The 25124-nt window shown below is 47.6% G+C and carries 16 protein-coding genes; 6 read left to right on the top strand and 10 right to left on the bottom strand.

What is annotated here, in order from left to right:
- Positions 1-208: 208 nt before the first annotated feature.
- Positions 209-1480: a cytochrome P450 family protein gene (locus ACYUJT_RS06435; protein WP_460319604.1), complete on the top strand. Its 1272-nt coding sequence runs from the start codon at positions 209-211 to the stop codon at positions 1478-1480.
- A gap of 169 nt (positions 1481-1649) precedes the next feature.
- Positions 1650-2441, top strand: coding sequence for a BclA C-terminal domain-containing protein (locus ACYUJT_RS06430; RefSeq protein WP_460319603.1), 792 nt, complete (start codon positions 1650-1652; stop codon positions 2439-2441).
- A gap of 12 nt (positions 2442-2453) precedes the next feature.
- Here the strand turns inward: ACYUJT_RS06430 and ACYUJT_RS06425 are convergent, their stop codons facing one another.
- From ACYUJT_RS06425 to pelA, 3 genes are all read right to left on the bottom strand, one after another.
- Positions 2454-3566, bottom strand: coding sequence for a tetratricopeptide repeat-containing glycosyltransferase family 2 protein (locus tag ACYUJT_RS06425; RefSeq protein ID WP_460319601.1), 1113 nt, complete (start codon positions 3564-3566; stop codon positions 2454-2456).
- Positions 3567-3698: 132 nt separating this feature from the next.
- Positions 3699-4679: an aldo/keto reductase gene (locus ACYUJT_RS06420; RefSeq protein WP_460319599.1), complete on the bottom strand. Its 981-nt coding sequence runs from the start codon at positions 4677-4679 to the stop codon at positions 3699-3701.
- A 170-nt stretch (positions 4680-4849) separates the two neighbouring features.
- Positions 4850-5809: a pectate lyase gene (gene pelA / locus ACYUJT_RS06415; RefSeq protein WP_460319597.1), complete on the bottom strand. Its 960-nt coding sequence runs from the start codon at positions 5807-5809 to the stop codon at positions 4850-4852.
- A 185-nt stretch (positions 5810-5994) separates the two neighbouring features.
- On the opposite strand from pelA, the gene ACYUJT_RS06410 reads away from it, so the two are divergent.
- Complete coding sequence (locus ACYUJT_RS06410; protein WP_460319595.1) at positions 5995-6966, top strand: arsenic resistance protein; 972 nt, start codon at positions 5995-5997, stop codon at positions 6964-6966.
- 32 nt (positions 6967-6998) lie between these two features.
- Here the strand turns inward: ACYUJT_RS06410 and ACYUJT_RS06405 are convergent, their stop codons facing one another.
- Both ACYUJT_RS06405 and ACYUJT_RS06400 read right to left on the bottom strand, forming a co-directional pair.
- Entirely contained in the window at positions 6999-10154 is a 3156-nt protein-coding gene (locus ACYUJT_RS06405; protein ID WP_460319593.1) for a bifunctional cytochrome P450/NADPH--P450 reductase, read from the bottom strand.
- Positions 10155-10242: 88 nt separating this feature from the next.
- Positions 10243-10812: a TetR/AcrR family transcriptional regulator gene (locus ACYUJT_RS06400; RefSeq protein ID WP_460319592.1), complete on the bottom strand. Its 570-nt coding sequence runs from the start codon at positions 10810-10812 to the stop codon at positions 10243-10245.
- Between the two features lie 259 nt (positions 10813-11071).
- Between ACYUJT_RS06400 and cdaS the strand changes: the two genes are divergently transcribed.
- Positions 11072-11689: a sporulation-specific diadenylate cyclase CdaS gene (cdaS, locus tag ACYUJT_RS06395; protein ID WP_460319590.1), complete on the top strand. Its 618-nt coding sequence runs from the start codon at positions 11072-11074 to the stop codon at positions 11687-11689.
- Positions 11690-11713: 24 nt separating this feature from the next.
- Here cdaS and ACYUJT_RS06390 read toward each other — a convergent pair whose 3' ends face one another.
- Positions 11714-13096, bottom strand: coding sequence for an MFS transporter (locus ACYUJT_RS06390; RefSeq protein WP_460319589.1), 1383 nt, complete (start codon positions 13094-13096; stop codon positions 11714-11716).
- Positions 13097-13239: 143 nt separating this feature from the next.
- On the opposite strand from ACYUJT_RS06390, the gene ACYUJT_RS06385 reads away from it, so the two are divergent.
- Positions 13240-13713: a MarR family winged helix-turn-helix transcriptional regulator gene (locus tag ACYUJT_RS06385; protein WP_460319802.1), complete on the top strand. Its 474-nt coding sequence runs from the start codon at positions 13240-13242 to the stop codon at positions 13711-13713.
- Positions 13714-13916: 203 nt separating this feature from the next.
- Here the strand turns inward: ACYUJT_RS06385 and ACYUJT_RS06380 are convergent, their stop codons facing one another.
- Positions 13917-17363 (bottom strand): glycoside hydrolase family 2 TIM barrel-domain containing protein, encoded by a 3447-nt coding sequence (locus ACYUJT_RS06380; RefSeq protein ID WP_460319801.1) that lies wholly within the window; start codon positions 17361-17363, stop codon positions 13917-13919.
- Between the two features lie 1095 nt (positions 17364-18458).
- On the opposite strand from ACYUJT_RS06380, the gene ACYUJT_RS06375 reads away from it, so the two are divergent.
- A complete protein-coding gene (locus ACYUJT_RS06375) occupies positions 18459-20300 on the top strand; it encodes a hypothetical protein (RefSeq protein WP_460319587.1) in 1842 nt (613 codons plus the stop codon).
- Positions 20301-20454: 154 nt separating this feature from the next.
- On the opposite strand, the gene treR is transcribed toward ACYUJT_RS06375, so the two are convergent.
- The 3 genes from treR to treC all read right to left on the bottom strand — a co-directional run bounded on the left by treR (position 20455) and on the right by treC (position 25005).
- Complete coding sequence (gene treR / locus ACYUJT_RS06370; protein ID WP_460319586.1) at positions 20455-21183, bottom strand: trehalose operon repressor; 729 nt, start codon at positions 21181-21183, stop codon at positions 20455-20457.
- A gap of 75 nt (positions 21184-21258) precedes the next feature.
- Positions 21259-23232 carry a PTS system trehalose-specific EIIBC component gene (gene treP / locus ACYUJT_RS06365; protein ID WP_460319584.1) on the bottom strand — a complete coding sequence of 658 codons (1974 nt, stop codon included), beginning with the start codon at positions 23230-23232 and terminating at the stop codon, positions 21259-21261.
- A gap of 54 nt (positions 23233-23286) precedes the next feature.
- Positions 23287-25005, bottom strand: coding sequence for an alpha,alpha-phosphotrehalase (treC, locus tag ACYUJT_RS06360; RefSeq protein ID WP_460319582.1), 1719 nt, complete (start codon positions 25003-25005; stop codon positions 23287-23289).
- Positions 25006-25124: the final 119 nt, after the last annotated feature.

Below are 25124 nucleotides of genomic sequence, written 5' to 3'. Positions count from 1 at the left end.
CACGAATAGGAGATTAACCTTGATTTTCAAGTCACTCGCATAGCATGATATAGACTTTAATTTTCTGTTTTCAGCGTTTTGACTAGTAAGACATCAACAGGTTGTCGGTCATTTTTAACAAATTTGACTTCGCTTGAACTATGAAACTATGATTATATTTAGCATTAAATTGCATAAAAGGATAATGTTATATGAAAGGATGGTCGTCATGAACAATTCTAGTGGAATCGCGCCAGAAAAAGCAGTATTCAGCTTATTTAGCGGAGAAAGCGGAGATAATCCGTTCCCGCTATTTGCCCAGCTTCGAGGAATGGGACCCGTTATTCCGATCCCGTTCCCCATGGGCGGCTCGGATCGTCCGGCATGGATGGTCACGCGTATGGAGGAAGCCATGCTTGTACTGAAGGATCATCATCACTTTACTGTGGACAGCACCTCCATTGCTGGAGGCAGCCATTCGAAGCTCTCATTATCCAGCAATGCCGATCCCGACTCGCCTCCTACCTTCTTTACCGGCAAATCCATGCTGAGTGTCGATGAACCTGATCATCGCCGGTTACGGAGACTGGTATCGAAGGCCTTTACGCCTCGATTTATAGAAAGCCTGCGCCCGCGCGTGCAGGAAATTGCCGACGAGCTGCTTGACCAGGTACTAGCCCAAGGCGAGATGGATCTCGTGAAGGACTATGCTTATCCCCTGCCGATTAACGTGATTTCCGAAATGCTCGGCGTACCTCAGGAGGACCGGGAACAAATTCAAGTCTGGTCGGCAGCGCTCGCGCACGGTCTCGGACTAGGACGGCGTGAACCCGGGGTCGATGAACATATGCGGGCTTTCGGCGAATACACCGCACGGCTTGTTGGCAAGAAACGCGAACAGCCTGGCGATGACCTGATCAGCCAATTGATCGCGATCGATGAAGGGGAAGACCAGCTAGACGAAGCAGAGCTTGTCTCCATGATTACGCTGCTCATTTTTGCGGGCCATGAAACCACCTCGAATTTGATCGCTACCGGCAGCCTCATGCTGCTGGATCATCCCGAACAGTTGGAGAAGCTTAAAGCGGATCTAAGTCTAGTTCCATCGGCCGTCGAAGAACTGCTGCGCTTCAATGGGCCCGCCACTATTGCAGGACCACGTTTTGCCACGGAAGATATTGAACTCGCCGGACAACAAATTAAGAGGGGCGATCCCGTAATTATCGTATTGAAGTCGGCAAACCGGGATGAAATACAATTTACAGAACCCGAAGAACTGGATATAACGCGCGCACTCAACCGTCATCTTGCTTTTGGACATGGCATCCATATGTGTTTAGGGGCCCCGTTGGCCCGTATGGAAGGTGAAATTGCGTTTACATCTTTATTGACACGAATGCCTGACCTGCGGCTGAACATCCCTCGGGAAAATGTAGTGTGGAACTTTACTTTAAGTTCACAAGGGCTAACTACACTCCCTGTTACTTTTAAAATGGACTAGGTTGGAGTAAATCCGCTTCAGTCTACGATACAATCGTCCATTCCGCATCTCCATGTTTGCCATACGATATAGCAAACCAGGAGGTGTAAACCCATTGAGTATCAACCACTGTAGAGTGAGAAAAACAAGAAAGTCGATATGCCGGATAAGAAGAGGAAAAAAGCGATTTGTGGTGAAGAAAAAATTTGTTTGTCCGCCACCTAAAATTGTCGTCAATGCCCCAGCAGGACCCGCTGGACCTACGGGTGCTACAGGTCCCGCCGGGCCGGCCGGATCCCCTGGAATTCAGGGCGCCACTGGAGCTGCGGGGGTAACAGGCCCTCCAGGATTGATTGGACCTCAGGGCATTCCAGGACCAATTGGGCCTGCGGGCCCCGCTGGTGCTCAAGGTATCCCGGGAGCAACAGGTCCCGCCGGACCGGTTGGAGCTACGGGTGCGACAGGACCGGCGGGAGGACCGCCCGGAGCTACAGGGCCAGCAGGGCCGGCTGGCGCTACGGGTGCCACTGGGGCCACAGGAGCTACGGGAGCTACAGGAGCCACTGGTGGAACAGGCGCTACGGGGCCAGCTGGAATCTTTGCATCATTTGATTGTACACGATTTAGCGGCATTACCCTAACCTCAGACGCGCCGACGGCAACGCTGGGAACCGTCACAGTCACTGTAGCTGCACCAACCAACACAGTTTGGTTAGTGGCATCTTCGACTTGGACACCAAGTTCAGCTAACCCGACGATTACTTTTACGATTCTTCGCGATGGAACAACGGTTATTGATACGGCAAGCGATACACCTGTATCCGCCAATAGCCCGATTACGACTGCTTTTACCACATGCGATGAAACTCCGCCTACAGGTACGCATACGTACACTTTGCAAGCGACAGGCAACGCCTTGTCAGGCGGCCAAACGATTACCATTAATCATGGAGCAATTACTGCTGCGGATATTAATATTTAACCACTATCCAGATCAAGGCGTTACTTCAGCAACTGTAACGCCTTGTTCCAAAGAAGGCCTGACCGTCTCCAAGTATTTCTTGTTATGCATAATCTGCGGATCAGTGGGACGATATTTTCTCGCTAATTCGTTATGTTCGTACGCTAATTCATATTCTCCGATATTGGAGTAACATACGCAAAGCTGCAGATGTGGCAGCCATGTCCAGCATGCGTAGTTAATGAATCCTTGCATCTCTTTGGGCAGATCGAGCCTTGACGCCGTTTTATACCAATAAATAGACCGATCCCATTGCTTCTTTTGCATAAAATAATATCCGATTCGGCAACAATGATCTGCCCTGGGAGCATCATAATGGAATGACCTAAACGCCCAATCTAAAGATTTGTCATGCTCCCCCAAGAAGTGGCAGCAATCGGACAGCTTTCCGCAAGCATTGATATTGTCCTCCACCCAGCCTTGGCCAGTTCTTAGAAATCGGAGATAAAACCTTCGCGCCCTTTTGTAGAAGCCATGATCGTACAGCTCATTTGCATAATAATACAAATCACGTGGCGAGAAGCGTTCTCCTTCTCCATAGTGTTTTTCGTATATTTTAAGATTACGGTCGGACGTGCTTTCCTTTATGCTATGATGCTCGATCTCAATATCGGAATCAATAATATTGCCACCGACTTCCAGATATTCATGAACAAATCCTTTCCATTTGAAATCTCTTTCTCTACGAACAAGCCTATTCCTTTTAACGCTAATATTCGGCTTGCCGTACTCATCCCGAGCCAGAATATACTTCATCATGACCGAATCAACCGATGCATCAAGCGCGTTCTTTAGAAGGAGAAGCTTTAAGCCATTTTCCTCGGACAGAACGTCGTCGGCATCCAACCATAAAATATAATCCATGGCCGCTTTGCTGAAGGAAAAATTCCTTGCTGCAGCAAAGTCATCAATCCATTGGAAGTGATATACATTGGGCGTGAATTCGCTGACAATTTCGATGGTCTTATCTGAAGACCCCGTATCTACAATAATCATTTCGTCTACGATGTTTTGAACGGATGCGAGGCATCTCGCTATGGTTCCTTCCTCATTCTTTACGATCATGCAAAGGCTTATCGTGGCCAAGCCTATCCACCTCCGCTTCTTTTACTACAATTAGTTTATGACTTGCCGCTCAAATGGTTCAGCATTGCTAAACAAAAAGCACCCCCGATTACTTAATCACATTCAAGGTAATCGAGGGTGCTTTTTTTCATTTTACTTATATCCGACGATGGGATGAGGAATATACGGTTCTTCAAGCGAGGCTATTTCCTCAGGCATCAGCTTAATAGCCAAAGCCGCTGCTGCATCCTCGAGATGGGATATCTTTGTAGCGCCGATAATTGGCGCCGTAACCGGCTCTTTCTGCAGGAGCCAGGCAAGCGCAATTTGGACGCGTGGAACGCCCCGTTCCTCTGCGATAGCTGCAAGACGCTCAACGATATGCCGGTCAGCATCTGCAGTCGCATCGTATTTAGATTTCTGAACCTGGTCCGTTTCAGAGCGATGGGTCGTCTCCGACCAATCCCGTGTTAGTCTGCCTGAAGCAAGGGGACTATATGGAATCACGCCGATTTTTTCTTCCTTACAAAGCGGCATCATTTCCCTCTCCTCTTCCCGGTATAAAAGGTTGTAATGATTTTGCATGGATACAAACCGGGTCCAGCCATTTCTTTCGGCGATATAGTTCGCCTTTAGAAACTGCCAGGCATGCATCGCGGAAGCGCCAATATACCTCGCCTTTCCAGCTTTCACGACATCATGCAGCGCTTCCATCGTTTCTTCAATCGGCGTATTGTAATCCCAGCGGTGAATTTGATATAGATCTACATAATCCGTCCCGAGCCGCTTCAAGCTCTTGTCAATTTCGCTCATGATGGATTTGCGGGAAAGCCCAGCGCCGTTAGGTCCTTCATGCATTTGGAAATAAACCTTCGTCGCGAGGACAATTTCATCCCGGTTGGCGTAGTCCTTTATGGCTCGTCCCACAATTTCCTCGCTTGTCCCGTCGGAGTATACATTCGCCGTATCAAAAAAGTTAATGCCCAGTTCGAGTGCTTTTTTAATAATCGGACGGCTGCGCTCTTCATCAAGCACCCATGGGTGAATCCAGCGTTCTGCTACACCGAAACCCATGCATCCAAGGCACAGACGGGACACATCCAACCCCGTATTTCCAAGCTTCACATATTCCATTAGATCCTGCCTCGCTTTCCAAATATATTAGGTTATCGTGTATATCCAATATTATGGCATCTGGAGTTAACTCCAGGTCAAGCGAAGATGCTTGAAAAAAACAAAGCGTTACAGATAGCACTGTAACGCCTTTATAAATCGATGTTATTTTATTATTGATACAGCGCGAATTATTTCAATACATTGGCAGGCCAGCTGCCGTACCAAGCATAACCGGTTCTTCTTTCTTTCTCAATCTCGCTAAGATTGTACTTCACTACACCGTCTCGGCCTACAAATATAGGTTTGTTCGTGCCGATTTCATAAAAACGGGCCCAGATCGGCGTTGTAACGCTGGAATCTTTCACGACCACAACATCATCGCTTGTTTTGACGACCTTGACCCCGGTAATTTGGACGGCCCTAAACCAGTTTTCCGCCGCTTTAATAGAAGCTGTGATTTTTGAATTTGCCGTTCTGGTCTTAAGGAATTTTACGATCGTCGTGCTTTCTGATGCGCTTAAAGAAGGAACCTCATAGGCACGCGCTCCTGCTGGCTTCAAGGTCGATGAGTCATGCTGCTGTCCCCAGGCGGTCAGTTTGCCGTTCGCAACGACTTGGGTATTAAGTATGCATTCAATGCCTTTATCAACGGCCTGCTTGCTCTTGCTCGCTAAGCTGCTATCCACGAAAGAGAAATCGCCTTTCCTATTAGCAACCTCATCTAGCAAAATCATGACATTGATCATCGCATCATCGTTATAGGTAATATGTTTATGATAACCGGAACTCTGATACACTTGCGGCCAGCCACCGTTGGAATACTGCATGTTGATCAGAAAATTGATGCCCTTGACGGCTGCGGTCGAATATTTGCTGTCCTTCGTCTTCTTGTATTCACTCGCCAGTCTGCGAATCTCCGAATATGTAGCTTTATTATCGATTGTTGACTTCGCCCATTCCCCGCTGGTTACAGCGTAATCCTTCTTCCATCCGCCGTCCTGCTGCTGGTTCTTCAGGATATCGGAAATACTCGCCGTCGTCCCTGAGGCATCTGCAGCCATGACCGTGGATGACGGATACAGCACTACTGCCGGTACGGATAGAATCATTGTAATTGCTAGAGCTAGGGATATTGTTGTCTTCTTCATTTGATACACTCCCTTACTAATAATTGTTTTAAATCCAATATTTATGTCAATATTGTAACTTTATCCGTTATATATGTCAATTATTGGAGCAGAGGACAAATTAATGTCCTCCAACAGGATTCATTAACAACAAATATGCTATTATATGACTTGAAAATTTTTTGTATGGGAGATTGGTAGAAATCATGGTATCACGAGAAAAAATTGAAATGAATCAAGTATGGGTTTATATGGTCACCCTGATTGCTGCCGCTGGAATTGGCCTATGGCGGCCGGAATTCAGTTCGAATTTGGAGTCTTCGCTTTCATTCGTACTTGCCGTTCTAATGTACGGGATGTTTACGCAAATCCCCTTCTTCCGACTAAAGGAAGCTCTGCAGGATCGGCGGTTTTTTTATGCTTTGCTGATTATGAACTTTATCGCAGTCCCGGTCATTGTATGGGGACTTTCTCGTTTCTTGCCTACCGATCCTGCCTTGCTATTAGGGGTATTGCTGGTGCTGTTAACGCCTTGTATCGATTATGTCATCGTGTTTACACATCTTGGCCGTGGAAATGCACAACTCATTTTAATCTCAACACCGCTGCTCTTTGTTACCCAGATGCTTCTCCTGCCACTTTACTTATGGTTATTTATGGGGGGACAAGCATCCGGGATTGTGAGTGTCGGTCCATTTCTAGAGGCATTCATTGGCTTAATCGCTATTCCTTTAATATTTGCTTTGCTTACCCAATGGTGGTCCAATCATAAGGCGGTAGGAGCGCGCGTTCTTAATGCTTCAGGATGGCTTCCTGTTCCATTCATGGCAATAACATTATTCGTTATTGTAGCCTCGCAAATCTCTAAGCTGTATATCTCACCGGATTATGTGCGCCATGCGATCCCCATATATGTGGCCTATATGATCCTTGTTCCGGTAATTGCCCGTATCTTGGCGGGAATTTTCCGATTAGATGTCGGTGCAGGCCGGGCGCTTATATTTAGTGCTGGAACCCGCAACTCTCTTGTCGTCCTCCCGTTTGCGCTTGCGCTTCCTGAAGGCCTAAGAGAAGGCGTAACTGTAGTTATCGTAACGCAGACGATTATAGAGCTGATCGGCGAACTAATTTACGTTCGAGTGGTTCCCCACCTGCTCATGCGTGACAAACCACGCTGACTGAAACGGTACAAATGAAAAACACCATTAGGTTAATTATTAGTCCATACGTCTTTGGCATAGCGCCCTTCTCTCTGAAGGGTCTCCAGCCATTGCCGGGCTTCTTCTCGACTTGCTGAATGAATATCTTGATATGCTTCCTGCAAGCTTGCCTCCACATCCGGGGCCATTCTGCTTCCGTCTCCGCAAATATACAATTTGCCCTGCTCCAAAATACGAATGATCTCTGCTGAATTCTCTCGCATCAAATGCTGGACATAGATTTTAGGGTTCTCCTCTTTACGTGAAAATGCCGTGTGTACAGTTACAATCCCCTGCTTCTCAAATTGCTCTATTTCCTCCCGGTATATATGGTCCAATTCATTGCGGCAGCCGAAATACAGATGTGCTGCACCCAATGCTTGGCCTGAATTCTTTAGAACTTGCCGTGCCTGGAGAAAACCTCGGAATGGAGCAAAGCCCGTGCCTGGTCCGACCATGATGATTGGGATCCTTGGATCGTCAGGCAATTGAAATCCGGAATCGGGGGTGCTTAAAAACACTATTACGGAATCTCCGGCTTGTCGGCTAGCCAGGTAATTGGAGGCAACGCCGCGATACTCGCCGTTTCCACTCTTCGCCGCCCCGCGTACGACGCCAACCGTAATGCTCACCCTGTTCCCCTGCAATGGATATGCGCTAGAAATGGAATAATAACGCGGTTTTAGCGGTGGCAGCAGCTCGATAAAGCGTTCGAACGGAAGCTCGCAAGCCAAATAGCGTTCTAGCAGATCCAACATCGTCAAGCGTTTGTCCAGTACATTTTCCTTGTAAGCCACCTCCTGTAGAAGCAATTCCAATTCCTTCTGATGTGGCGGACATACAGTGAATGCGGCAAGCTCGCGGAGCTGCGCCCGCGTAGCGGCTTCCTGCAATTCTACACAATGGCTCAATAGATCATGCACGTTAACAGGTCTATCTACCGGCAAGTGAGAAGTGCTGCGCCCGCTAGTTTGTATAACGACATGCTCATTTCCCTGAAGTCCGTAACGGCGTAGAACGCGCTCCACAACGACAGGATTATTCACCGGAATAATTCCTAGATGATCGCCTTCCCGATAGGTTTTGCCTTCCGGAAGCATGATTTCAATATGCCGGGTGCTTCGGCTGCTGCCTTCACATTGAAGTTCCCTATTCTCCTTTACGACACCAGGGAATGCCTCATAGCTTGCCGCAATTGGAGTTGTTACCAATCCGTTAACAAACTGCAACGTTAGCCTGCTGCGTTCTTGCGTGTTGCTAGTGAGATTCAATGCACTCCGCAATTCATTCCAAAGGGTCTCGTTCCAAACATCCATCTGATTCTCAAAATCGCCGCTTGCATCCCCTTCTCCGCGGATTGCAACGCGTAATGCTCCTTTAGCTTCTAACTGCTTATCAATGTACCGTGGAATATGCTGATACGTATCGGCCCAGTTATGGTCGCCACAGCCGAATACCGAATAACGGACTCCTTCCAAAGCCCCTTGTTCTAAGTTCTCAAGCCATTCTATAAATCCACGGGCATTTCTCGGCGGTTTGCCATTATAGGAAGCCGAGACAATGAGAACTATCCCTTTCTTAGGCAGCCTGCCTACTCCGTCGTTAAGCGGCATCACCTCGCTATGAAACCCTTGACACCGTGCCGTTTCCGCAAGTTCACGCGCTATCCCTTCGGCCGTGCCCATATTGGATCCATATAGCACCAGAAGTGGAGTATCATGCGTCTCAACGGTTGGCAAATTAACCTTTTCAGCTGGCTTAGCGCCATTCTCCGCTTTTTCTGCAATATTAAATACAATACTGTTTTGCCTCATACGAGGCCGTACCTGCATCGTGAAGCCTTCCGGTTTTAATGTTAGCGTTTCTTTTACCCGCAACTGATAATTCGTATGGTCGACCAAATCGAATTGCTTCAGTACCATTCCGAGCACCAAGATTGCTTCTTGCATCGCAAATTGCTGTCCGATGCATGCCCGTTGGCCATTTCCGAAAGGCTTGTAAGCATGGTAAGGAACTTGCTTTGCATCCTCAAATCTTTCCGGCCGGAATTCCTCAACATCTTCTCCCCATACATTCGTATCCCGATGAAGCTTGGGAATAAGCACAATTACGGTTTCCCCTTTTTTTAGGGGGTATTTCCCAGCCAGGATCGTGTCCTCCTCTGCATATAACGAGAAAGCTGGAGCCGTTGGCCAAAGTCTCAGAGCTTCATTCAAGATCATTCGAATATACTTCAGCTCCCGTACTTGCTTGTAACTTGGCACAGGATCCGTAAGGACTCGATCCACCTCTTCATAAGCCTTGGCTAGTATGCTCGGATTTTTTATAAGGTAGTACAAAGCGAAGGACAACAGTCCACTCGTTGTTTCATGTCCGGCAATCAGGAACGTAATAATTTGATATCGGATGTTCTCATCGTCCAGCCCCTCGCCTGTAACAGGGTCTTTGCCGTTTAACATATGCGCGAGCAGGTCTTCTCCGCCCTTATCGCCCGAGGCCTTTCTTTCTGCAATAAGTTTATCCACTAATGAATACATCGTTTGAATATTGTGCCTGAATTGCTGCTTCGTTCCTATCATCAGCTTATCTTGAATATTCAAGCGTTGGAGCTGACTCATGGCCTCACCCAGCGCCTGAACCATACTAGTAATAAAAGGATGCGGCTGTTCACGATAAAAACTATTAAAACGGTAATTGAAACCGCATAGGCCAATCGTATCCAGTGTTAAACGAGTCATGTCTTCAGAGACATCTATACTCTCATCCGAATTCAAGCGGGCCCACTTGTGTACAAGCTGTACGGCGATATCAACCATCATGTCGTGGTATCCCCGCATTGCGCTCTGGCTGAAGCTTGGCAGTAATATATTGTGCGCCTTTTGCCAGTTGGGTTCATTAGTTTCTGCCGTGAACAGGCCATCTCCAGCAAACGCACGAACTTTACGCAGCGCGGCGGAAACGTTTTTATCGAAAAGGGATTCATCGCAAGCTTCGGCAACAAGCTCATGTCCTGAAATAAATATGCTGCTTCTCCCAGGAAGATCCAAGCGGAAAATAGGTCCGTATTCATCCGCCAATTTAACCATCGATTGTATCGGTTTTTCCTTGTCAATGAGAGGAAGATTGCCAAGCGGACCATACGTTTTGGGTTGTGGGATCGTCATCATTTTCAAAAAAACCTCCATTTTCCTGCATTATTAATAGCGCAAAAGACTAGGAATGAATATTCATTCCGCAAATCCTATGCTCATCTTGTTAATGAACACGGATCGCATTCCAGCAACATTCTTCGACTTGATCCAGTAAACCGGGCGATTGTTCAATCATCCCCATGCGGATGACCTTAAAGAGTTCGACCAAAGAACCGTAGACAATGGCAATTAACACATTTGAGGGCAATGGACAGAGTATTCCCTGGCGTTTGCCTTCATCAAGAACACGCCGAATCGTATCCAGAAATGCCTGGAACATACTTTTGCTGCTTTCATCCAAGAACTGCGCCCCAGTATGAGAACCAATAAAGGCCAATGCTTTCTCATGATCACAAGCAAACTTACTGATTTGCATAAAAATATGCTTGAATTTCAGGCGGATGGGTGCCTCTTTAAGCGGCTCATCCAAAATCAGCGCCTGGGCCAATTGCTGCACGCATTCTTGAAATAATGAATTAACGAGAACTTCCTTATTCTCAAAATAACGATAGATCGTTCCGGCCCCTACATTAGCTTTTTGCGCAATTGTTGGAACTGTCGTCGCATCGTAACCTCTCTCAGCAAACAACTCTAATGCAGCTTCAAGTATATCCTCCCGCTTGTTGTTGGACATTTTTCCAACTCCCTCCCATCGGAATGAATATTCATTCAATACATTTTTACTATTTTAAATTTTTGATGTCAATTACTTATGTGTTATTTCCTACCATTTTACTAGCGAAATGAGGAATAAATTCCTAGTAAGGATTTTGGCAAAATAAAGACCGTTTTCCGAAGAAAACGGCCTGGTGCTAACTCTAAACATTGGGGATAATATATTCTCCCTCTGGGTAAACTATAAATCATTCATTACCAGAATCGAGGTTCAAAATATGATCGATCATAACTGCAACTCTTCCTCGTTAAAAGAACATTTGGCAAAACGCCTCCATGAAATATCTTCATTAGCCCAGCATAATATCGAACTTTTGAGTAACGAAAACATATGCCTCGTACAGCAGTTTGAAAATATGCGAAATATGATGACCGATATCGTCGAGAGCGCGGCGTCTTTTTATTTGAAATGTTATTTATCGCCCTACACGTCTAAATACGAGGATTTGACGATTAGCGTGCGAAATTTATCGGAACGCAAGCATGGCGCGTTAATCGTCGTGGAACGGCAAGACCCTCTTGAATCGCTCATTCGCTCCAACATTCCGATTGGCGGGACAATATCCCATGCCCTGATCGAATCGATATTTTATCCGGGAAACCCGCTGCATGACGGCGCTGTGTTGATTCGCTCCGCAACGGTTGTGTCGGCTGCCAACGTACTTCCCCTGTCCAACATTCGCGTAACGGACAGGAAATTGGGAACAAGGCACCGTGCGGCGATCGGTCTGACGGAACAATGCGATGCTATCGTGCTTGTCGTATCAGAAGAAACAGGGCAAGCCTCTTTTGCCATCAACGGAACCTTGCATCCCATTAATGTGGATAGTTCTTAAACTGCTTTCCGTGATTCGAACACATTACATTTTCCCCCGTTCCCTGATCGTTAATCGTGACGCGCCTCCGAATTGAAGATGATATAGCCAAAACATCGTCACTGCCATCAAGCACATGACGATAAAAATGTTGCTGTACACGTAGGCTTGTTCATTTGCCACGAAGGGGTTGAGGCGAAGTACTGTTTGCTGCTGATCCAGCACCTTCCCTATGACACTCATGGATATTGCGCCAGAAAGAAAATTCAGCATTGAAAATAGCCCCATTCCTACACCCACCTGTTCCTTAGCGAGCGTTCGGGAAATCGTGTTCGACATCGTAATCTGCATGAAGGTTTGACCGACATTTCCCGCAATTAATATTACTGCAATAATATATGGCGCGGCACCCACGAAGCTAGATAGCAAGGCATAACATATCAGCATAAACATCGAGGCAGCGGACATCAGGAAGCCATTGCCGCGCTCATCGGCCATTTTGCCTCCGATACGCCCTAACAGCGCAGAAACGATGGCTGCCGGGAATAATACAAATCCGATGTTTCCTGGCGAGAGATCGTTTAGAGCGGCCAAATACTGCGGAGTCATAAATGTAAGCGCAAAATTCATTGAAGTCGTTATAAATGCAATGAACAGTCCGATGGAGAAATTTTTATTCGCAAAAATGCTAGGCTGGATAAACGGATTCAAGGCTACTCGTATCCTGAAGACAAATAATAGGAACAAAATTGCTCCGATGACAAACAGCAGCCAATGGCTTTGCGTAATAGCCAGCAGCAAAAAGGTTACTGTTCCTGCCAATAAACCTCCGCCCAGATAGTCGATATGTCCGCCTTCTCTTGTTTCATCGTCCAAATATTTACGGAACAACGGAAGCGTAACTAAAGAGAGCAATGAAAGTAAGAATAACCATCTCCAGCTGCCAAAGCTAGAGATCAACCCGGCAACAACCGGACCTAACGCACTTCCCAGTGCTAATCCAATCGCAGACGTGCCAAGCGCTCTTCCTCTTTTCTCGGGCGCAAAGTAACGAATGGGAATAATCATCGCCGTTGCAGGTAACACGGATGCCCCCGCAGCCTGCAGTATACGACCGAGAACAATCATCCAATATTCGGAGGCAAGCGCACCGGTAATTGAACCAACGGCAAAGAGCAGCAGCCCGAAGGTCAGCAGGTTCTTCAGCTTGTATTTGTCCGCAAGCTTCCCGAACACGACCGATCCGATAGCATATAGAACCATATAACTCGTCATCACCCAGCTCACCTGGGATGGAAGCAATTCGAACTCTTTCTGGATCATCGGCAAAGCGACGTTGAACATCGTTCCATTCATGACAGAGAATATCAATGTGAAAACGAGAACGCGCAGCAGTTTGTCGGCGTTTTTGTCAGATGGATTATTCATCATCGTTCCTCCTTATAATTAATTATTGCGTCACGATTCGGTTCAAGGAACCGTGACTTTGACAAGCCCTACGGGTTATAATGTATAAATCGTAAGAACGGTTGTTATAGAATTGCATGTCAAGGGAGCCGATACCGTTGTCCATTAATACAAATGATCCTGCAGCCATTGATCTCATTCATATTTTAATTAGAACGACCCAGACGATTCAAAGAGATTTCAAGACGCAAATTTCAACCGTCGATCTTCCGTTCAAAATTTCCGGTCCGCGCTTGCGTCTGCTGTCCACAGTATCGGAAGCAGGACAAATCCGGATGAGCGAGCTGGCGGTTAAGCTGGATATTCAGGCGAGAACCGTCACTGACTTTGTCGACGCACTTGAAAAGGACGGTCTTCTGCTCAGAATCCCTGATCCTACTGACCGCAGGGCAACATTGATTCAACTCACGGAGTTGGCGCATGCCCACCTTCAAGAAGCTCTTGCGCAACAAGCGATCATCGCGGAGCAACTCATTCAGAACCTGACGCCGGGACAGCGCAAAGAACTGCTGGAAATGCTGCTGCTGTTAATCAATGACAAAGATCTGTCCAGCGCTTGCGAAGACCCCCTCGACTGAACAAATAAATAATTATACCATTTACTGAGGTTACTCACTATGAGGATACTCATAATAATTGCGCATGTCAATCGCTAACGACAGAAACCATCGAAGTAAATAACAAAAAGAGGGCAGCCACCATTTCTTTCTAAGGGCTGCCCTCGCGCTGCTATAATACTTTAGATTGCTCCCGGAACAGTGTTATATTCCGTAATGTCCCCCTACTTCTCGAACCGGAACCAGCCGAAATCGAACTGGCTTCCCGGCAGGAAGATGAAGGTCACCTTGCATGTCCCGGTGATTTTCTCGATTTCAAACACCCGCTCTTCATACCCTTCGGGCTGCGTAAATTCGACAAGCTGATTGCTTTCGCCATCCTCAGAGCCAAACCGGATATGAATCGTATTCTTGTCAATCGGCGAACGGCCGTAAATGACAAGCTTAGTCGCTCCTTCGATTCCGAAATCCATCTGCTCAAACACCAGGGAAACGTTATTGCCGATGCCTTCGACGCTGTTGTCCGTTATGGTATACGTATCGCCGTAAATGCGGTCGGCATAGGCGGCAATATTTTGCTCGAATGCTCTGTTCTTCGCTTCAAAGGAGAATCCCTTGATATGCACCTTCTGCCGCAGCACGAAGCAGATCGAGGTCACGCCGCGAAGCGTCTTGGAGAGACGATATGTTCCCTCCTGATATACGTTCCACTTGCTCTCTTTCTGATAAATGACGTTGGCCAGACGCTCGCTGCCTTCCTCTCCTGGCATCCCTTCCCAAATTTCCAAGGGATATGGTTCGTTCGACAATGCGAAGATCGGAATCGTGATCGTATCCGAACCGAACGATCCGAAGTCGATTTCACGGAAGCCAACCTGCGTCTCGCCGTCCCTGCTCGTAGCTACTCCCCGTTCGTTTCCGTTGCTTACCTCACCTTTGCTGTAATCATAGAGCCCTGCAGAAATGAACTTATACGGATCTTTATAGGCCGAGCCAAGTCCGCTTGCCGTAAACTCCAATTGGGATATCAGCTTGATTTTGTCCGTACCGTTCTTGCTCATGCAGCGCAGCCTGAATTCCCCATCTCCCAGAGCGGTGATTCTCGCTTCATATCCATTCGCCTCGACTTTGGCAATATTGGACTCGATGCCCGCGTCATTTACGACAGACCATTCGACATCACGGTACGAAGTCGCTGCTGGATGAAGCTGGGCTCTAACAGTCATTTCCCGTCTGGACGGATCAAACTGTTGTCCGGCCTCACTGATCAATTCGATTTTGCGGAGTGGTATTTCATCTGCTGTTCCCATGACGCAAAGCAACTCTTCATTCTCCGTCCGGGCACATCCCCCGGAACTGGCACCGTCTGCAGCCTGTAGAGATTCGAAAACAGCTATTTGGCTGGCCAGTCCCTCCGAGGTTACTTTCATTTGAATCTCTCCAACCTCCAGGGTGGCACCGATGATCGCCATGAGCTTACCGCTGAATAGCCTGCGGCTCCGGCCTTTATACGGATCATAATCTGTGCTGTCTCCATTATCGAGGCCGATCAGCCTACCTGCGCCAGTAACCCCGATGTGCACCCGGTTATTGGCGTTTTCTACAGGATGACCCTTGTCGTCCTCCATCGTAATTTCGACGAAAATAAGATCTGTACCATCAGCCAGAAGCTGATCCTTGTCTACCTTCAAGGAAATCTTGCTTGCATCCCCGAAGGAGGTTTTGACATCGGTGGCAATGATGCGGCCCGCCTCGTCATAAGCGATGGCTTTCAATTCCCCAGGTACATAAGGAATTTGCCACCAGCCGACAATTTCTGTTCCATGCTCATGATCGATGTCATGCGTGCCGATCGTTTCGCCGTTGAACTGCAGCTCAATTCTCGGCGCGTTCGAGCAGACCCGCACATCGATCAATTGTCCCGGATTGAAATCCCAGTAAGGCAGTATATGCACCATAGGCTTCGTTCTGTAATCGGTCCATGCCGATTGGTAGATGTAATAGGAATCCTTGGGAAAAGTCGCTGTATCGATCTGCCCAAAATACGAATTCTTCGTATGATACGGCGTCGGCTCGCCGATATAGTCGAATCCGGTCCAAATGAATTGACCTAACGAGAACGGCATATCCCGCTCAGCCAGAATACAGGCCTCCGCGGATTTGGCTCCCCAGCTCGTGGAGCTATTGCCGAGTGCAGAGCACTGCTCGTCATCATCGGCAAGAATGGATTTTGCGAACGGAAAATGGTAGATGCCCCGGCTTTGCACGACAGAAGCTGTCTCGCTCCCGTATATGATCCAGTCCGGATGCTCCTTATGATGCTGCTCATAGTATTTTTCCGCATAATTATAGCCTGCGACCTTCACGATATCGGCGCATTGCTGCGCGTTCTCCCAAGGCATATAGTTCGAGCCGATCGTAATTCTGGCATTTTGCTTCGGATCAAACTCCAACACGGCATCCATCAGCATTCGGGTGATTTTTTGACCTCGTTCATCAGCATGGGTATCATAAATTTCGTTGCCGATGCTCCACATGATCAGGCTCGGATGGTTCCGGTCCCGCATGACCCAGCTGCGGACGTCCCGATGCGCCCATTCCTTGAAGAACCTCGCATAATCATAAGACGTCTTCGATCTTTCCCACATGTCAAAAGCTTCCGAGACAACAAGCATCCCCATCTCGTCCGCCAAATCCATCAATTCTTTGGCAGGCATGTTATGGGCCGTACGAATCGCGTTAGCCCCCATTTCCTTTAAAATAATGAATCTTCTTCGCAGAGCAGTCTTGTTGAACGCCGCCCCCAAAGCGCCCAAATCATGGTGCTCACATACCCCGTTCAGCTTCATCTTGATTCCGTTCAATATAAATCCCTCGCTCGGATCCAAGCGGATGGTTCGAAATCCGATATTATGGGAAACGGTTTCAATTTCCTCCACGGAATGCCTCTGCGAATTCGACTGGCTTGGTGTGGCAGGATGAAGCCGGGTTATGAGCTGGTACAAATGAGGCTCATCCGGGCTCCACAGCTTGGGTTGTTCTACCGTCAGCTTCTGTCGGTTCATCACGCCTGCTTCGTTGCTCACGCTTATTTGGTCCACAACCTCGGCGATGATCCGGCCTTGATCCAGAATTGTATGCGAAAGATAAACATTCTGGGTAAGGCTCAGCTCGGTATCGACTTCTACCTCCCAACCGTGCTCCATTTGCTTCGTCGATATGTATACGCCACCGGAAGCAATGTAATTGGCCGTTCTTTCTATCAGCCATACATTCCGGTAAATACCGGCTCCCGAGTACCACCTGCTATTGGGGCTTTGGTGTACAACCTTTACGATGATCTCATTTTCCCCTTCTACAACGGCGTTTGTGATTTCATGCTCGAAGGAAGAATATCCATACTTCCATTCGCCGACGAGTTGACCATTAACATAAACAGATGAATCCATGTAAACGCCATCAAAGCATATCAGAAGCTGCTTGCCTTCCTTGGCGCATATAAACTTTTTGCGATACCAGCCAATGCTGTTCTCATAAAGATCCAGTGTATTGTAAATCAGCCAATCATGGGGAATATCGATCGGCTTGAAGGCAAGGCCTGCATGTTCCGCTGTCTCCAGGCCGCTTTTTGCAAACTCCCATCCATCATTAAAAAGCATTTTCTTATTCATGGTCGGCATACTCGCTTTCTCCTGAGATTTGATAGTAATGAGGAAATAAAAAACCTGACTACATAAGCACATCCTTCAAGCTACTATAGCATGACGCGAAGTCCAGTGAGCATGATTAGAGATAATTCTAAGTTTTCTAAAGAATTTTCTTTAAGTGCTGCCGCTCTTTCGCTGCTAATCATTAAACTATGCGCTAGACCGAGAATACATTTATCAATTTTGCTATATGAAAACAAACCTTTGTCTTGTTGTTTTTGCCTCTTACGGATTATTAATTATTTCATAAAATATATCAATCTATTAAAGGGAGTGATATTATTGGCAAACAGAGATATACGTCTTACACTTTGGTCTGGCATCAATTTTACTGGTCGTCGAATTGTATTCAGACGTGGAGGAGTTGCGGTTCGGGATCTTGGGGCATTCCGGTTTGACAACGTTCTTTCCAGCTTCAGACTGAGAAATGTTGTTCAGAGCTCTCAAGTAACGCTTGTATTGTTCTCGCGAATTAACTTTCAGGGATCATTTCGTGTGTTCCGTGGCAGCCAAAACGTAGCGAACTTGGGCAATTTTAATTTTAACAATGTCACATCTTCGTTCATTTTGCTAGGCCGCGACATTACTAACTCCGAAATCGCTCAAATTCAAAACTCGGGTAGACCGCCTCAAGACATTCTCGTTATCAGACAATAACACCGTAAAAGGGTGCCTTATGGCACCCTTCCTTTGTATGTCTGGGTCCCTGAAATCATAGTTTCAGGAAAAACAAATAAATTAGCGAAAAATCAGTTAATTTACATTAATTGGTCGTCAGACTTAGAAACAGTGACACTGTACTAAATAAGTGCAGCAAAACGCAACTTTACTCCTGAGTAGTTAGCCTCAAAATTCTACATAATTATACAAATTGTGATTCGTTGTTAAAATACCCCAAACATGAAGTAGTTCCTTTTATACCTCTCTTCCTTTAGCTTGCCGGATTCGACATGTCCCGTAAGAACATGGGCTCATATATTTTTCTGTTATCAATGCTATAATAACCCCGTTCGCTTTTAGAGAGAGAGCAATTTCTTAGAGAGGAATGGAGGGTAAACCATGAATGTGAAAGGTTGCCATAAGCTGGTTGGTCTTCTGGTCGCCTTGCTCCTGTTGGGATTTCAATCCCCGGTTTACGCAGAAAGGTCTATGGTTAAAGCTACATGGATATGGCAGACAGATATGATTATGGATGGCGGAGACCAGGTAATTCGCTTTTCCCGGAATGAAGGCATTAACCTGATCTACCTGCAGATCAATCGTCAGATTCCGAAAGAAACGTACGAGGTTTTCGTAAAGCGAGCGCATGAGGCACAAATTGCGGTTCATGCCTTAGGTGGCGATCCCAGATGGGCCCTGGTAGAACATCGCGACGATATGCTTGGTCTTGCGGATTGGGTGATGAACTATAACGGTTCCGTAACGCCCGAAGGCCGCTTCGATGGTGTCCACCTTGATATCGAACCCTATGTCCTTAACGATTGGGAAAGCGAACCGGATAGGATCATTTCATCCTGGGAAATCAATCTCAAGGAATTTCTGGGCAAGCTGTCGGGATCTGGCTTAGAGCTCGGAATAGATATTCCCTTTTGGTTTGACCATTTCACCTTGGAGAATGGAACCGGTTTAAACGAATGGCTGATAAATGCTTTTGACCATGTGACGGTAATGGCATACCGCAACGAGCTTGATTCGGAGAACGGCATCATCAGCCTCACCCAGGATGAACTAGAGCTTGCCAGCAAGCTTGGGAAAAAGGTGCTAATTGCCGTCAATACGAAGGAGATGCCGCAGCAAGCCTACACCACCTTTCACGGCCACAGCAAAGAACAGATGGAGCAGACGCTGCAGCTATTGTCCTCTACGCTAAGTTCCCATGCATCCTTCGCTGGGCTTGCCATCCATGATATGCGCAACTGGAAGAACATCTATAGTGACTTAGACCATACGTCGCCTGGCGGAGAAGATCCTTCTTCGAAACCGGTACCTGAACCAACGCCAGATCCAGATCCAGAACCGGAACCCGATCTAGAACCAGTACCTGAGCCACAGCCGGAACCTGAACCAGTCGACGTTGTGCCCGATGCGCAGCCTGTTCCGAGGGATCAAATCGTAAGAGGCACATATATTTGGGAATCCAGCGAAGTCATCCGGAACAGCCAAGACATTCTTGAATTTGCCATCGAAAAACAACTGAACTGGTTATATGTTCGTTTGGATCTCCAGCAGCCGTTCAGCGCCTACTCTTCATTTATAAAACAAGCGGCTGCAGCCGGAATTGAAGTGCATGCCCTGGGAGGTACACCAACCTGGGCCATGGAAAAAGAACTACCCAGAATTATGAGGCTCGTTAACTACGTTAAAGACTATAACCGCACCGTAGAGCCTGATGAGCGTTTTCACGGTATTCATTTGGATATCGAGCCTTATGTACTGCCTGAATGGAGTATGGATCCGCAGCAAATTATTTCTGAATGGACCTCGAATCTGGATGCGTTTGTTACAGAGCTGAAGAAAGACTCCAACCTCGAGGCCAGCATGGATTTGGCGGTATGGCTGGACAAGTATAAGGTTACCGGCGAGGACATATCACTCAGCAAATGGATGATTGACCGCATGGACCATGTCGCACTTATGGCTTTCCGGGATACAGCGGAAGGCTCCAATGGCATTGTGGCCGTCACCAAAGAGGAAATCGCATTTGCGGATGAGCTAGGCAAACCGATCTATATCTCGGTAGAAATCAAAGCCAGTCATGAAGGCAATCATATTACCTTCTATGAGGAAGGCGCAGCCTACATGGAAGAAGAGCTTGCCAAACTCAAGGAGTTATTGAAGCATACTTCATTTAAAGGCACGCTCGTACATGCCTATACTTATTGGAAGAACGCCAAACCATAATGAAATGCTAATACCTCACTTGCCCCTGTGCTCCTTTACGAGCATGGGGTTCTTTATCTATAGTGTATTCCTCATACGTAAACGCAATAACATGTTTCAACAACAAAAAACGACCGTCTTCCTAGGAAAACGGTCGTCAAATCTTATATCTTGTTTAACCCTCTGTCATAGATATTCTTCTTGCAAAATCAACGAACTGAAACTTGTCCAGTCGGTGCCGGGACTCCGTATATTGAAAGAGCGTCGTATCCTCCAGGTGCACATACCCTCGGACGACAACCACATGCTTATCGTCGCTTAAGTCCATACAGCGATAATCCTGCTCCGTAGCCCGCTCCACGCAGATCACCTTCTCTGCGTAGCTGATCTTCAGCTGAAGCTCTTGCTCCAAATATTGATAAATCGAATCTGCCGCGATCTCCTCTGTCAGGTCCGGTACGATTTCGGCAAGCAAATAATCGATATCCAGAATGATACGCTCACCGTCGATTTCCCTGGCGCGAATTACTTTCCATACCGGCTGCTCCGGTTCGATTTGCAATTCCTTGGCGATCGTCTCCCCCGCAGGAACGCGTTCGGTTGTATAGACGAGGGTACGGCTTGACTTGCCCAAGCGATCGGACAGCTCCTTATAGCTGACCAATCCCGATATCGGGAACTTGAGCCGGCCTGTATCCAGTACAAAGGAACCCTTCCCTTTTACCTTGTTGATATACCCGTTCTGTGCCAGCAGGTTCAAGCCCTTACGAACGGTCTCTCGCGAAATTCCGAAGGTCGCGGCGAGCTCATTCTCCGAGGGAAGCTTGCTTCCTGGCGGCAGCACTCCTGTATCGATTCGTTCAGCGTAATCCTTATAGAGGCTCATAAAAATATTGTTCTTCATCACCTGATCACCTACATCATTGTATCATGATTTATGGCAATGTCATTACAGTTCATTACAGCTCAATCTTTAGAATCAAGACTCTTCTCGCAGCGTAACCCCGAGTACCGGAGTCTTGCCGTGAATCGCTGCTCCTTCATATTCCTTAACCTCACCAATAACATCCTGCCCGTCCGGCACGATCACCGGGGTAATGACCGGAAGTCCAGCCTGCTCAATCCGCTCTTTATCGAATTCAAGCAGCAGTTGCCCCTTGGTAATGGAGGCCCCGGTCTCAACATGTGCTGTGAAGCCCTCCCCTTTCAAGGAAACGGTGTTAATACCGACGTGAATCAAAATCTGAATGCCGTTCGTATCCGTAAGAATCAGCGCATGTTTGCTCTTAATCAAATGGGCAACCGTACCGTCAAACGGGGCAAATACCTTGCCTTCCGACGGAATGATAGCAATGCCTTGTCCCATTTGCTTCTCCGCGAAAGCAGGGTCAGGAACTTCGGACAAAGGCACGATTTCCCCGCTTAGCGGCGCCGCGATCTCAATTGGAAGCTTTGCCGAATTGGCTTGTACTTCGGATTGAGGGTTAACTGGCTCCTCCTTAAGTTCTTCGACGACATCATCGCTCACAACGGAATCGGCTTTGGACATGCGATATTTGCCATACAAGAGCGTTCCCGCAAAAGGAACCACAAGCACAATCGCCATTCCCAGGAAGAAAATGCCCCATTGGTTCGGGAAGATCGACAGGAAGCCAGGAATGCCCCCTACCCCGATCGAAGACGCCAGAACATTATTCATGGCTAAGATTACGCCCGCAATCCCGGAACCGATCATTCCGAAAATAAATGGATATCTGTGACGTACGTTCACGCCGAAGATTGCCGGTTCAGTAACTCCCAGGAAGGCGGATATCGATGATGTTACGGCCAGTCCTTTCGCTTTCTGCTCTCTGGCAATGAACATCATAGCGAGCGCCGCCGCACCCTGTGCGATATTCGCCAAAGCCAGCATCGGCCACAGGAAGGTTCCGCCTTGGCTGCCGATAAGCTGAATATCGACGGCCAGGAAAGTATGGTGCATTCCGGTAATGACCAGCAAGGAGTACAAGCCCCCATAAATCAAACCGCCAAGCGCGGCAAACGAATCAAAAATGCTGACCAGCCCCGACGTCAGTACGTTGCCGATCGCAAACGTGATCGGCCCTACGACGATAAACGCGAGGAACCCGGTCACCAGCAAGGCTACAGGTGCTACGACAAGCAGCTTGATCGAATCATGCACGCGCTTGTTCAGGAAGCCTTCGATTTTCGCTAAAAGATAAGCGGATACCAGTACCGGAAGCACCTGCCCCTGATAACCGATCTTTTCAACATCGAGACCAAAGAGATTCCAAACCGGCACCGTGCCTGCCAGCTTGGCATCAGCATATTGATAGGCACTCATCAAATCGGGATTGACCAGAATGAGGCCAAGCACGATTCCGAGCAGCGGGCTTCCACCGAATTGCCGCACCGCAGACCATCCGATCAATACCGGCAGGAAAGCGAAGGCCGTGCTTGCAATCAGGTTGATGATCGAAGCCACGTCCGCCCACTGCGGATGCACTTCAATGAGCGACTGGCCTGCATAGAAGATGTCCGGTCCCGTAAGAATGTTATTAACCCCGAGCAGCAAACCCGCCATAACGATCGCCGGCAATATCGGAATAAAAATATCGGCCAGCGTCTTAATCGCCCGCTGAAGTGGATTTTGCTTCTTGCTGGCGAGTGTCTTGACGTCATCCTTGCTCGCTCTTGCTCCCCCGGTAATTTCAATCATTTCATTATAGACCTGGTCAACCACCCCCGGTCCAATTACGACCTGAAATTGGCCCTGGGTTGAGAACTGCCCTTTGACGAGATCATTTTCGTCCAATGCTTTGGCATCTACCTTGCTTTCATCTACAAGGGCAAATCTTAATCGGGTCACGCAATGCGTAGCGGCTTCGATATTGTCTTTGCCGCCTACGGCTTGAATGATGCGCTCTACGTTTTTGCGATCTATGTTCGCCATCGTCATCTGCTCCTGACTTTTAAGAATAAGTGATAATTCATGATGTTAACCAAATTAATTAATGTTATTAACAATCCACATATATGAGCCATAAGGCGGCAGTTTGATGGAAGGCGTAAGCTCCGGCGCATCCTTCGTATTGCCTTGTAGAAGCTCAATAGAATGTGCCGTGGAGAAATTCGCTGTGAACCCGTCTGGCAACTCAAACTGCACCTCTTCACGGCTGAAGTTCGAAATAACCACCAGCATTTGCTCGGCGTTCTTTCTCGCATAAGCATAAACTTGCGGATGTCCTTCATCAAGGCGCTCATACGTCCCGTCCGTTAATACCGGAACGCTCTTGCGCAGCTCGATTAAATGCCGGTAGTGATGATAGATTGATTCCAGGTCTTCAACTTGCGATTTCGCGTTAATCGACGGATAACGCTCATCGATTTTAATCCACGGCGTTCCGGTCGTAAATCCGGCCTGATGGCTATCGTCCCAGAGCATAGGCAGCCGCGAATTGTCTCTAGAGCGGACCCTTACGATATGGGCAGCCTCCTCTGGAGTTTTTCCCCTTTGCATTAGTATCTCATACATATTAAGTGATTCGATGTCGCGGAATTCGGAAATGTCATTCCATTTCGGGTCAGGCATGCCGATTTCCTCGCCTTGATACACATAAGGGGTGCCTTGCAGGCCATGAAGCGTGGTCGCAAGCAGCTTGGCGCCTTCTACTCGGTATTCTCCGTCATCCGTGAATCGGGTCAACGCCCGCGGTTGGTCATGGTTGTTCCAGAACAGCGCATTCCAGCCTCCGCCCTGCTGCATGCCAACTTGCCAATCGGAGAGCAGTTGCTTAAGTTCCTCGAAATCATACGGCTTGAGCTCCCATTTCTGCCCATTCGGGTAATCTACCTTCAAATGATGGAAATTAAACGTCATAGAGAACTCGTGTTCATCCGGATTGGAGTAACGGATGCAATGCTCCATCGTCGTAGAAGACATTTCTCCCACCGTGACCAGATTGTAAGGCGCGAACACTTTGGCGTTGAGCTCCTTCACGTACTCATGAACGCGTGGCCCATCCGTATAGAATCGTCGCCCATCCCCTGGTGAAACCGATCCGTCATCCATCGGAAAGCTTTGATCCTTGGAAATGAGGTTAATGACATCCATTCGGAATCCTCTTACGCCCTTCTTCGCCCAGAAGGTGAGCAAGTCGACAACCTCCTGCCGGACTTTCTCGTTCTCCCAATTCAGATCCGCTTGCGTCTTATCGAATAGAGTCAGGAAATACTGCCCCGTCCCCTCGTCATACTGCCACGCCGAGCCGCCGAATTTGGACTGCCAATTGTTTGGAGGGCCTCCATCCGCAGCTGGGTCCTTCCAAATATAATAATCGCGGTAAGAATTGTCGCGAGAGGACTTCGCCTCCTGGAACCAACGATGCTCTGTGGATGAATGATTCACTACGATATCGATCATCAGATGCATGTCTCTACGCTTCAGTTCCCTAACAAGTTCATCAAAATCCTCCATTGTTCCAAAAGCGGGATCAATATTGTAATAATCCGCCACATCGTAACCGTTATCATTTTGCGGAGATACATACACCGGCTGCAGCCATACAATGTCGATGCCCAGCCCTTTTATATAATCCAGCTTCTCCGTAACCCCGCGGATATCGCCTGCACCGCTCCCCGTCGTGTCCTTGAAGCTCTTAGGGTATACCTGATAAACCGTTGACGTTTTCCACCAATCCCGAGGCAGGTTTCCTTTCGTTTCCATGAAACTCCCCCCTCCTTTTATCTTGTATATACAGGTTGCACGTTAATCATATTATACTTGTATATACAGGCTGTCAACCTTCTAAGTATAATTACCCTTTTCTTGCTTACTGGACTAAT

Source organism: Paenibacillus sp. YSY-4.3, from assembly GCF_054767475.1.
The sequence above is the reverse complement of the archived record's forward strand: the minus strand, read 5'-3'. Positions and strand labels throughout refer to the sequence as shown.